Consider the following 9,943-nt stretch of genomic DNA (forward strand, 5'->3'; position numbering starts at 1 on the left):
AGGCCAGCAAAAAGATACCGATGGTCATCATCGGCGCCATGATGCGCAAACTGGCTCAGGTCGCTTTGGGTGTCATCAAATCAGGCCGGCCCTTCGATCCGGCCCTTCATAACGCTTGACTCGGATAACAGTATCTACGCCGCCATGCATGGAGATGTGCGCCGATTGATGCACATGACAGAACATCTTTTCAACGCGAAGAACCCAGCGACACCGGCGCCTGCGCCGGTGAGGTCGCGCAGGGATGCGCGCCTGCTTTTCCGGGCCCCTTGGGGGCGGTGAAGGGTGGGCGGACGAGGCCCCGAAGGGTGCATGGGCACGGATGCCCATGCCTTTTCGCCAGCACAGGATGTGCTGTCGAAAAGCCCCGCCCACCCTTCACGGACTTGGCGGGCAGGACGCCCGCCAAGCGCCCCTCGGGGGTGCCCTTTTCTCTTGGTTACTTCTCTTTGGGCACGCAAAGAGAAGTGACTCGGTCGCTCCGCGACCGAAAGCGCCGCAGGCAATGCTTCAATCCCCGAAAAATCACTCAACGCCAAGATCCAAAATAGTTTGACCAGCTTCGCTTGTGTAAGACGACGAGGAACATCAAACCGTCCAGTACACAATTCAACCCACCCCTGCACAAACCCTCAACATGACAAAACCGTCATAGACGAACACCCCCAATCAGCGGATAGTTACACTCACCTCTGAGCGCAACACCAAACAACTCCGAGGCACCCGGCCTAAGGTTCTCTTACCGGAATACGGCCAGGCGCCCGTGATCCCCTCAAGGGACCACCAGGGTGACCGCGGAAACGCGGCCGCCTCCCCATTTGGAAAGGAGCAAAGATGCATGTCCCCGCTGGCTGATCGCTATGGCCGTCGGTTTCCGTATTTGCGGTTGTCGATCATCCCTGCGTGCAATTTCCGTTGCACGTATTGCCTGCCACACGGCTACCACGCCGAGGCGAATGCCGCCGGGCCGCTGTCCCTGCCGGAGATCACGCGCCTGCTGCGCGGCTTTACCGAAATGGGCATGCACAAGCTGCGCATCACCGGCGGCGAGCCGAGCGTGCGCAAGGACCTCACCGACATCCTGCGCACCGCCGCGGCCGTACCGGGCATCACCAAGCTGGCGATGACCACCAACGGCACCCTGCTCAGCCGCCACCTGCACGAGTGGATGGATGCCGGCCTCAATGCCATCAACGTCAGTGTGGACAGCCTCGACCGCGCGGCATTCGCGCGCATCACCGGCCATGACCGGCTGGACGACATCCTGCACGGCGTGGACATGGCGCTGGCAGCCGGCCTGCCATCGGTCAAGCTCAACGCCGTGCTGCTGCGCGGCGTCAACGACCAGCAACTGCCGGCCTGGCTGGATTACCTGCGCGACCGTCGCATCGGCGTGCGCTTTATCGAACTGATGCAGACAGGCGATAACCTGCCGTTCTTCCGCGATCACCACGTGCGCGCGGAAACGCTGGAAACCGAACTGCTGACGCACGGCTGGCAAGTGCTGCCGCGCGCCGCCGACGCGGGTCCCGCGCGCGAATACCGTCATCCGGACTACGCCGGCCGCATCGGCATCATCGCGCCTTATTCCAAGGACTTCTGCGCCGGCTGCAATCGCCTGCGAGTGACCGCGACCGGCGATCTGCGTCTTTGCCTGTTCGGCGAATTCGGCATTCCGTTGCGCCCGTTGCTGCAGTCGGACGATCAGCTGGAAGACCTGGTGCGCGCCATCGGCGGCCAGATCGGCCGCAAGGAACAGGGGCATTTCCTGCACGAAGGGCGTACCGGCATCACGCCTCATCTCGCATCCACCGGGGGTTGATTCATGCAAGAGCGCGAAAGCGTTCACTTTCATATGGCGGATGTTCGCCGTAAGCGCATCACTGCGCGCCGCGCGGTGGCAGTTGGCGAGTTGAGTGCAGGCGCCGATGCGTTTGCGCAGATCGTCGAACGCCGCCTGCCAAAAGGCGATGCGATGGTGATGGCGGAAATCGCCGGCCTGCAAGGTGCCAAGAACGCCTCGCAACTGATGCCGCTTTGCCACCCGTTGCCATTGGAATACATCGACGTGCGTTGCGAGCCGGTGAGCGAACGCCACGCGATCCGCGTGTACTGCGAAGTGGCAACGTTTGCGCGTACCGGCGTGGAGATGGAGGCGTTGGCTGGTGCGAGCGCCGCCCTGCTGACGCTCTACGACCTGACCAAGCCGGTGGAACCCGCGCTCTCCTTCGGCGGTGTACGCCTCCTGTTCAAGGAAGGCGGCAAAAAAGGCTTGTGGCTGCATCCGGAAGGCATGAGCGATGCGGAGCGCGAGCACTACAAGCCGCGCGGCATCGCAAAGCTCGATGGCATCAGCGCTGCCGTGATCACGCTGAGCGATCGCGCCAGCCGTGGCGAATATGCCGATGCCTCCGGCCCGCTGCTGGCGGAACGCTTGCGCGGCCTGGGCGCGGATGTGCACGACGTTGAACTGCATCCGGACGAGCCCGGACCACTCGCCGCGCGTTTGCGCGAGCTTGCTGGCAGCGGCGTCAAGTTGATTCTCTGCTCCGGTGGCACGGGCCTTGGGCCGCGCGATCGCACACCGGAGGCGCTGGCGATGGTGGCGGATCGTCACGTCGACGGCATCGGCGAGCTGTTTCGCAGCGAAAGCAGCCAGCACACGCCGATGGCGTGGCTGAGCCGCGCGGAAGCAGTACTGATCGGCAATACGTTGGTGATCGCCCTGCCAGGCAGTGCGAAAGCTGTTGCGCAAGGCATGGACATACTGGCGCCGATCCTTGCGCATGCGATAAGCATGGCAGCGGGTGGGGGGCATGCATGAGCAAGGGTTCCCAACCGCGCCATCATCTCCATTTGCCGTCATCCCAGCGAAAGCTGGACGTAGGCGCGAAGCGCGGAGAACGTCCGAATGGACGGCCCCGAAGGGGTGAGCGAAGCGAATCATCCAGCGACTTTTGCGCCGAAAGGCGCTGGATGCCAGCTTTCGCTGGCATGACGGACATCGATGTCCCCGCACCTGAAACCTCCCTGCTTCGGGACATGGCTGCATGAGCCAGGACACACTCACCTACGACGAAGCCCTGCACATCGTGCTCGCCGCCAGCGCGAAACTCGGCACGGAGCCTTGCTCACTCGGCGCATGCCTTGGCCGCGTACTCGCCGAGCCGCTGATCAGCAACGTCGACCTGCCGCCGTTCGACAACTCGGCCATGGACGGTTTCGCACTGAGTGGCGGCGCCATCGTTCCTGCCGGCACCGAGTTGAGCATCGAAGGCGAACAGGCCGCCGGTGATGGCGTGGCACATGCCGGCATCGGCGCGTGGGAAATCATGACCGGCGCACGCATGCCCGATGGGCTCGATCGCGTGATTCCGGTCGAACAGACCGAACGCTTCCCACCCTCGCGCGTGCGTTTGCTGGCAGATGTCGCGCCCGGCCAGAACGTGCGTACCGCGGGTTCCGACGTAGCGCGCGGCGAAACCTTGCTGGATGCTGGCATCGCACTGCAAGCGCAACATCTGATGTTGCTGGCGGCGCTCGGCATCGCGAACGTATCGGTGGCCCAGCGGCCGCGCATGGCCGTGATCTGCACCGGCCGCGAGCTGGTCGACGATCCTGCCCAGGCGTTGGCGCCGGGACAGATCCGCAATTCCAACGGCCCCTTCCTCGCTGCGCGCTTGCCGCTTGCCGGCGCTGAAGTGGTGCACGTGGAAACGGTGGGCGACGATGCGGACGCGTTCGAATCAGCAATGCGCCGCGCACTCAATGCCGGCGCGAAGATCGTTGTCACCAGCGGCGCCGTGTCCATGGGCCGCTACGACTTCGTGCCGCAAGCGCTGGAACGGCTGGGTGCGAAAACGCTGTTCCACAAGGTGGCCATACGCCCCGGCAAACCAATGTTGTTCGCACGCCTGCCGGATGATGTGTTGTTGTTCGGTCTGCCCGGCAATCCCATCGCTGTGGCTGTCGGCCTGCGATTTTTCGTGGAACCGGCGCTGCGTGTGATGCTGGGCTTGCCACGGGAAGCACCGCGCCGCGCCGCATTGATCAAACCGTACAGCAAAAAACCGCGCCTGCGTTTTCACCTCAAGAGCCGCCTGCACATCGATGCGCAAGGCCGCCTGGGCGTGGAGGTGCTGGATGGCCAGGAGTCTTACCGCATCCGCCCGCTGTCCGACGCCAATGCGTGGGCCGTCGTATCCGCCGACATCGACGCCCTGCCCGCTGGCGCACTGGTCGATATCTATGGTGTGGGCCATCTTGAATTTCCGTTGCCGTACGGGAGTGCCGCATGAAGGTTCGGATCACGCTGTTCGGTGCATTGCGCGATGCCGACCCGCACGGCTTTATCGAGCTGGAAGCGCCCGAACCTTGCACCATCGCCGAGTTGCGCGAGTTGCTGCGCGATCATTTGCGCGAGCACGCGCCGCACATCAGTGCGGGGCTGGTGCAGCGTTCGGCGTTTGCGAGTAATGACGAAATTCTGCATAACCATCGCACGCTGCCGGAGGATGGACAGTTGGCGATTTTGCCGCCGGTGAGTGGCGGCTAATATGCGCGGCTGCTTTTTTGTGCCGTCATTCCCGCGCAAGCGGAAGCGCTTTACAACGGCGAATGCCGGTCAATCCATGTTTTGCTCGGATGCAAAGGCAAAGATGGATTGACCGGCATTCGCCGTTGTAAAGCGCTTCCGCTTGCGCGGGAATGACGGCCAAACGAAAGGGCGCGATTTCATTGCATTCTGAAGACCGACACACATGACCGACCTACACACCGCCGTCATCGACATCTGCGAAGCCCAACTCGACCCCTCTGCCGCGCTCGCCTTCGTTTCCGATCCGCGCTTCGGCGGCATCGACATGTTTATCGGCAAGGTGCGCGAGCACAATCTCGGGCGCGTCGTCACCGGCATCAGCTACGACCTGTTCGAACCGCTTGCGCTGCGTACCTTCCAGGACATCGGCGAGCGGGCACGCAAAGAAATCGGCGGGCCGATGAAGCTCTACATCGCCCACGCCAAGGGTGAACTGCGCATCGGCGAAATCGCCGTCATCGTCGCCGCCGGCACGCCGCATCGCGATGAAGCCTTCCGCGCCTGCCGGCTGGCGATCGAAGCCGTGAAGCACGAAGCGCCGATCTGGAAGCAGGAGCACTACATCGATGGCGACAGCGCATGGAGCGAAGGCTGTTCCCTGTGCGAAGAACATCGCCAGGAAGAGCAGCGCGACGCCGAACACGCCGCCGCGCACGGCAAGAAAACGCATGCCCACGGGCACGAGCACTGACGCATGTCCTTGATCGGCGTGGTGCTCGCCGGCGGTCTTTCCTCGCGCATGGGGCGCGACAAAGCCTTGCTGCCGTGGCATGGCCGTCCGCTGATCGAGCACCAGATCGCCACGCTGCTGGCCGCGGGCGTGCATGCCGTGAAAGTAAGCGGCGACCGTCCTGACTATCAGGGCGTGGCCGATCCGATGCCGCAAGCCGGGCCGATCGGCGGTATCGCCGGCATCGCCGCGACCTGCCCGGATGGCGCCTTGCTGATTGTTCCAGTGGACATGCCACGCTTGCAGCCATCACTGCTTGTACGCCTTCGCGATGCGCCGCCTGTCGCCGCTTGCGTGCGCTTTACGGGCCATGTGCTACCGATGCGCCTGCAGTTGGATGCAGATTGCCGCGATGCCTTAAGTTCACTGTTGGCCTCGCATGACAAGCGTGGCCGTTCGTTGCGTGCGCTGCAGGAACGCGTCGGCGTGCAAGAGATCTCCCTGTCCGTTGAAGAAGCGGCACAATTGGTCGACTGCAATACGGAAGAAACCTGGCGAGAGGTGAATGCATGAGAGTGCAACTGGAAGGCCAGAGTCTGCGGCTGCGCATCGATGAAGACGAGCTGGCACGATTGCTGGAAGGCGGCTCCGCGGACAATCGCACCAGCCTGCCCGATGGGCATATCGAGCTACAGCAAGTGAGTTTGTCGCCGCGAATCGAGTGGCGACGGGAAGGCACCGTGCTGCACATCTGCTTGCCGGAGTCGGAGGTGCGCGCGCTGAGCGAACGGCTGCCGACGCGGGATGGCTTGCAGTTCGCGCTGTCCACGCCGAGTGGTGAAACGCTGCAGATTCTGTTCGACGTGGATGTGCGCGATAGCGCGCGCAAGCGGCTGCATAAACCTTCAGAAGGAAGTGCTTGATGATGATGAACTCCCAACCGTCGCCCCGGCGAACGCCGGGGCCCGGCGACTTTGGCGCTCGCACAAGACACTGGGCCCCGGCGTTCGCCGGGGCGACGAAAGCATGCCTGCACGGCATGTTCGCGTTGCTCTTGAGCCTTGCCTTCGCAACGGCTATCGCACAAACCACCCCTACGCTGCGCATCGCCTACGCCGGCTCCATGGGCGTGGTGATGGACAACGCCGCCGGCCCCGCCTTCGCCAAAGCCCATCACGCCACCTATCAAGGCATTGGCCAGGGTTCCTACGCTCTGGCGCGTCTGCTCGCCGCGCATCAACTGCAGGCGGACGTATTCGTCACCATCACGCCCGGCCCCATGCAAGTGCTCAAGCAGGCGGGCTTGGTAAGCAACGCGGCTCCAGTCGCCAGCACGCAGATGGTGGTGATCTACAGCCCGCATAGCCCATTCGCCAACGACTTCGCAGCCGCATCGCGCGGTGAAAAGAAGTGGTACGGCGTGCTCAGCGAAAAGGGTTTGCGCCTGGGCCGTACCGATCCGGCAGTCGATCCGCAAGGTGCGAACGTCTTGCTGACCTTGCAGCTGGCAGCGAATTACTACCATCAACCTGATCTGCTGAAGACCATCGCCGGCGCAACCGAAAACCCGGCGCAGATCTTCACCGAGCCGTCGCTGATGTCGCGGCTGGAAGCCGGCCAGATCGACGCGGCCATCGGTTATCTCAGCGCCGCGCAATCGCATAATCTGCCGACGATTGCGTTGCCGGAGGAGATCAATCTTGGCAATCCGGATATGCAGAAAGCCTGGTACGACCGTGCCTCCATCACGCTGGATAACGGCAAGACGTTGCGCGTGCAACCGCTGGTGTTCTACGCGGGAGTGCTGGGCAATGCGCAGCAGCCGGCGTTGGCGCGTGATTTTGTGAGCTTTCTGCAAAGCGCGGAGGGGCAGGCACTTTTTCGCGCGCATGGTTACAGTGCGCCGCGCGGAAATGGCTTGTGATGGGTGGCTCACGGCTATCTACCCCTCCCCTGCTTGCAGGGCGACTGGGATGAACCGTTGCCTCAGCTGCGTAGGCCGGGATGACAATCCCAGCTTTCTTTCAGCATCATGATGCCGGGATTGTCATCCCGGCCTACGAATAGGGAAATGGAAGCTCACCACAAGCTTGTTCCAGAGCGAGTCGTCATGGCATCAATGTGGCATCAAGCATGAAGTCCACGGTGCCACGATCAGGCATATCCGCCTTGATCAGCGCTGCAACGCTGCTGCTCCTCGCCGCGCCCTTCATCGGCCTCGCTTTCGTCACGTCGTGGCGCCACTTCGGTTTTGCCGACGGTGACGGCAGCGCTATGGCGGTATCGCTGGGCTACAGCGTGCTTGCTTTGGCCCTGATCATTGCCTTTGGCACACCGCTCGCCTGGTGGCTGGCGCGTTATCGCATTCGCGGTCAATGGTTAATCGATGCGCTGTTGCTGCTTGCCTTGCTCACGCCGCCGCTTGCATTGGGCTTGCTGCTGGCCTCCATGTATGGCCCCTATGCGCCAGCGGGAAACTTGCTGGAACGCGCTGGCCTGGTGCTTACCAACTCCGGCCCAGCCTTTGTGATGGCGCAGTTCTATAGCGCCCTGCCCTATTACGTGATCGCCGCACGCGCTGCCTTCGAAGGCGTACCGCGCGAACTGGAACAGATCGCGCTGACGTTGGGGCATTCGCCCTGGCGCAGTTTCGTGCGCGTGAGTCTTCCCATGGCAAAACTCGGCCTGGCCGCAGCCATCGCGCTTGCATGGGTGCGTGCACTGGGTGAATTCGGCGCGGTATTGATCGTGGCGTACTACCCGCAGGGCATTCCGGTGAAGCTGTGGGTAAATCTGCAGAACATCGGTTTGAATGCGGTCTATCCGCTGCTGTGGGTGTTCTTTCTGGTAGCCATGCCATTGCCGTTGGTCCTTGGCCTGGCCGCACGCCGCAGGCGCCTGATCTGATGCGTATCGATTACCGCATCGAACGCCCTATCGCCTTGCATGCCGCCTTCGACGTGGAAGGTTTTACGGTGTTGCTCGGTGCCAGTGGCGAAGGCAAATCACTGCTGCTGCGCGCGATGGCCGGCTTGACGCCGGCGCAAGGCGAGCCGTTCGGCGGCATGGCACCGCAACATCGCCCGGTGGGTTATCTGCCGCAAGGCTATGCGTTGTTTCCGCATCTCAACGCCTGGCAGAACGCCGCCTTTGCGTTGCGTGGCGCGCAGCGGCGTGCGCAGGCGCTGCAACTGCTGGAACGCGTGCATATGGCGGAATTTGCCGAGCGTTACCCGGCCACGCTATCGGGCGGACAGCAGCAACGCGTGGCCCTGGCGCGCGCCTTGGCACGCCGACCGCAATTGCTGTTGCTGGATGAACCTACGTCGGCGCTCGATCCGGTCACGCGCGATGATGTGATCGCTGAATTGATCGGCGAAGTGCACGACTTCGGCATACCTGCGCTGGCCGTCAGCCACGATCCGCATCTGGCGGCGGTGGCTGATCGACTGGTGTTGATGCATGGGCGACGCATCATTCAGATCGGCTCGCCGGCCGAGGTCAATGCCAATCCTGTCGACGGTTCGGCTGCGCGCTTGCTTGGTCATCGCAACGTGCACCGCGGTCGCATCGATGGTGCACGATTGCTATGGCAAGAGGGCAACATTGCATTTCCCGTCAACAGCGATGCGTTTGAGGGAGAAGTCGACTGGGCGATTGATCCCGACGCGATTCGCCTCGTGCATGCACGCGATGATGTGCCGGACGCCGTTGCGGTGTCGATCGAAGTGCGGCACGTGATCGGGCGCACGATGCAGTTGGGTGTGCGGTGCGGTCAGGGGCGATTGTGGGTGTCGGTGCCTGTTGACCAGGCTGTTCCCCCATCGGTCGCCGTGCAGTTGCCTGCTGAAGCCATTCGGTGGTGGAAACGACATGCGTAACCCGTAGGCTGGCATGACAATCCCAGCTTTCGTGAAAGTTTGTTGATGCCGGGATTGCATCCCAGCCTACGTGGTCCAGAAGGCCCGCAGGGTGTGTGCGTGGCGCAGGGCAGACTGGCCGCCGTCTGTTCAAGCCGCGCGGCGCAGCCTGCGGGCCTTCTGGACGTCATGCCGGGTGCATGAAATAGATCAGAGCATCCCTAGTGCTTACTTAGCACCACACGAAACCCCTTGATCCGGCCCTTTGCCATTCGCCGCCAGGCTGCCGCGAAACGCCACTGCAACCGTGAAGGCAACACCCATCCGAGTGAGCGCCGATAAATGTTAACGCTATCACCATCGCACAAAAATCTACGCACAGTGACACGAAGAAAGTCAAGCGTCGTACGAGCTGAAGCCCTGGCTGTGAAAACCGGAATGACGATCAGTGCTGAAACATACGGCTTTTGCCCGGCGCAAGAAAAAGCGCACTAATCCAGGCAAAGTTGGTGATGCCTTTACGAATTTGCGCGCGCAAGATTTGCCTGATCGCCCATCATCCAGCGCCGCATCATCGCCGTTTACCCCGCCGGCCTATGTGAAGACTTTGCATTTTTCTGCCTCACCGACACAAATCCTTGCACCATATTTTTGCAACGCATCAAACATTTCACCCCATAAATCATGGGATTGGTAGCGCTAACCCAATGCGGCGAATGCAAACGAAAAATCATTAAAGTTCATCCGTTGTTTCGTAATTGTGCCTGCATAACCCGTCATATCCACTACGCCAAGCCCAAGGCGGGCGCCGGGGGG

The 9,943-nt window shown here is 62.3% G+C and carries 11 protein-coding genes, 1 pseudogene and 1 riboswitch; all 12 genes and pseudogenes read left to right on the plus strand.

Going from position 1 to position 9,943, the window contains the following annotated elements; genetic code table 11:
- Nucleotides 1-119: pseudogene (locus VJR68_RS14040) on the plus strand (IS110 family transposase); the annotation flags it as partial.
- 581 nt (nucleotides 120-700) lie between these two features.
- Nucleotides 701-843: riboswitch (molybdenum cofactor riboswitch) on the plus strand.
- The gene (moaA, locus tag VJR68_RS14045) at nucleotides 839-1,822 is read left to right on the plus strand and encodes a GTP 3',8-cyclase MoaA (protein ID WP_324148610.1); all 984 of its coding nucleotides are present in this window, start codon (nucleotides 839-841) and stop codon (nucleotides 1,820-1,822) included. (Overlaps the previous riboswitch by 5 nt.)
- Nucleotides 1,823-1,825: 3 nt before the next feature.
- Nucleotides 1,826-2,824 carry a bifunctional molybdenum cofactor biosynthesis protein MoaC/MoaB gene (moaCB, locus tag VJR68_RS14050; protein WP_324148611.1) on the plus strand — a complete coding sequence of 333 codons (999 nt, stop codon included), beginning with the start codon at nucleotides 1,826-1,828 and terminating at the stop codon, nucleotides 2,822-2,824.
- A gap of 226 nt (nucleotides 2,825-3,050) precedes the next feature.
- Entirely contained in the window at nucleotides 3,051-4,298 is a 1,248-nt protein-coding gene (gene glp, locus VJR68_RS14055; protein WP_324148614.1) for a gephyrin-like molybdotransferase Glp, read from the plus strand.
- Nucleotides 4,295-4,555, plus strand: coding sequence for a MoaD/ThiS family protein (locus VJR68_RS14060; RefSeq protein ID WP_324148616.1), 261 nt, complete (start codon nucleotides 4,295-4,297; stop codon nucleotides 4,553-4,555). Before glp ends, VJR68_RS14060 begins: the two co-directional genes overlap by 4 nt.
- A 205-nt stretch (nucleotides 4,556-4,760) precedes the next feature.
- Complete coding sequence (locus VJR68_RS14065) at nucleotides 4,761-5,288, plus strand: molybdenum cofactor biosynthesis protein MoaE (protein WP_324148618.1); 528 nt, start codon at nucleotides 4,761-4,763, stop codon at nucleotides 5,286-5,288.
- Between the two features lie 3 nt (nucleotides 5,289-5,291).
- Nucleotides 5,292-5,840, plus strand: a complete 549-nt coding sequence (gene mobA, locus VJR68_RS14070) for a molybdenum cofactor guanylyltransferase (RefSeq protein ID WP_324148619.1) — start codon at nucleotides 5,292-5,294, stop codon at nucleotides 5,838-5,840.
- Entirely contained in the window at nucleotides 5,837-6,190 is a 354-nt protein-coding gene (locus tag VJR68_RS14075) for a DUF7009 family protein (RefSeq protein WP_324148621.1), read from the plus strand. The genes mobA and VJR68_RS14075 overlap by 4 nt, the downstream gene beginning before the upstream one ends.
- Before the next feature lie 116 nt (nucleotides 6,191-6,306).
- Entirely contained in the window at nucleotides 6,307-7,191 is an 885-nt protein-coding gene (locus tag VJR68_RS14080) for an extracellular solute-binding protein (RefSeq protein ID WP_324148622.1), read from the plus strand.
- Nucleotides 7,192-7,400: 209 nt separating this feature from the next.
- Complete coding sequence (locus VJR68_RS14085) at nucleotides 7,401-8,174, plus strand: ABC transporter permease subunit (RefSeq protein ID WP_324148624.1); 774 nt, start codon at nucleotides 7,401-7,403, stop codon at nucleotides 8,172-8,174.
- Complete coding sequence (locus VJR68_RS14090) at nucleotides 8,174-9,148, plus strand: ABC transporter ATP-binding protein (RefSeq protein WP_324148625.1); 975 nt, start codon at nucleotides 8,174-8,176, stop codon at nucleotides 9,146-9,148. The genes VJR68_RS14085 and VJR68_RS14090 overlap by 1 nt, the downstream gene beginning before the upstream one ends.
- 427 nt (nucleotides 9,149-9,575) lie before the next feature.
- Nucleotides 9,576-9,824 (plus strand): hypothetical protein, encoded by a 249-nt coding sequence (locus VJR68_RS14095; protein ID WP_324148627.1) that lies wholly within the window; start codon nucleotides 9,576-9,578, stop codon nucleotides 9,822-9,824.
- Nucleotides 9,825-9,943: the final 119 nt, after the last annotated feature.

This window comes from Dyella sp. (genome assembly GCF_035277725.1).
In the GTDB taxonomy this organism is placed as follows: domain Bacteria; phylum Pseudomonadota; class Gammaproteobacteria; order Xanthomonadales; family Rhodanobacteraceae; genus Dyella_B.

What these genes read in the sequence shown, in the direction of transcription:
- moaA (WP_324148610.1), top strand. Translation starts at nt 839, where the DNA reads ATGTCCCCGCTGGCTGATCGCTATGGCCGTCGGTTTCCGTATTTGCGG.
- moaCB (WP_324148611.1), top strand. Translation starts at nt 1,826, where the DNA reads ATGCAAGAGCGCGAAAGCGTTCACTTTCATATGGCGGATGTTCGCCGT.
- glp (WP_324148614.1), top strand. Translation starts at nt 3,051, where the DNA reads ATGAGCCAGGACACACTCACCTACGACGAAGCCCTGCACATCGTGCTC.
- VJR68_RS14060 (WP_324148616.1), top strand. Translation starts at nt 4,295, where the DNA reads ATGAAGGTTCGGATCACGCTGTTCGGTGCATTGCGCGATGCCGACCCG.
- VJR68_RS14065 (WP_324148618.1), top strand. Translation starts at nt 4,761, where the DNA reads ATGACCGACCTACACACCGCCGTCATCGACATCTGCGAAGCCCAACTC.
- mobA (WP_324148619.1), top strand. Translation starts at nt 5,292, where the DNA reads ATGTCCTTGATCGGCGTGGTGCTCGCCGGCGGTCTTTCCTCGCGCATG.
- VJR68_RS14075 (WP_324148621.1), top strand. Translation starts at nt 5,837, where the DNA reads ATGAGAGTGCAACTGGAAGGCCAGAGTCTGCGGCTGCGCATCGATGAA.
- VJR68_RS14080 (WP_324148622.1), top strand. Translation starts at nt 6,307, where the DNA reads ATGTTCGCGTTGCTCTTGAGCCTTGCCTTCGCAACGGCTATCGCACAA.
- VJR68_RS14085 (WP_324148624.1), top strand. Translation starts at nt 7,401, where the DNA reads ATGAAGTCCACGGTGCCACGATCAGGCATATCCGCCTTGATCAGCGCT.
- VJR68_RS14090 (WP_324148625.1), top strand. Translation starts at nt 8,174, where the DNA reads ATGCGTATCGATTACCGCATCGAACGCCCTATCGCCTTGCATGCCGCC.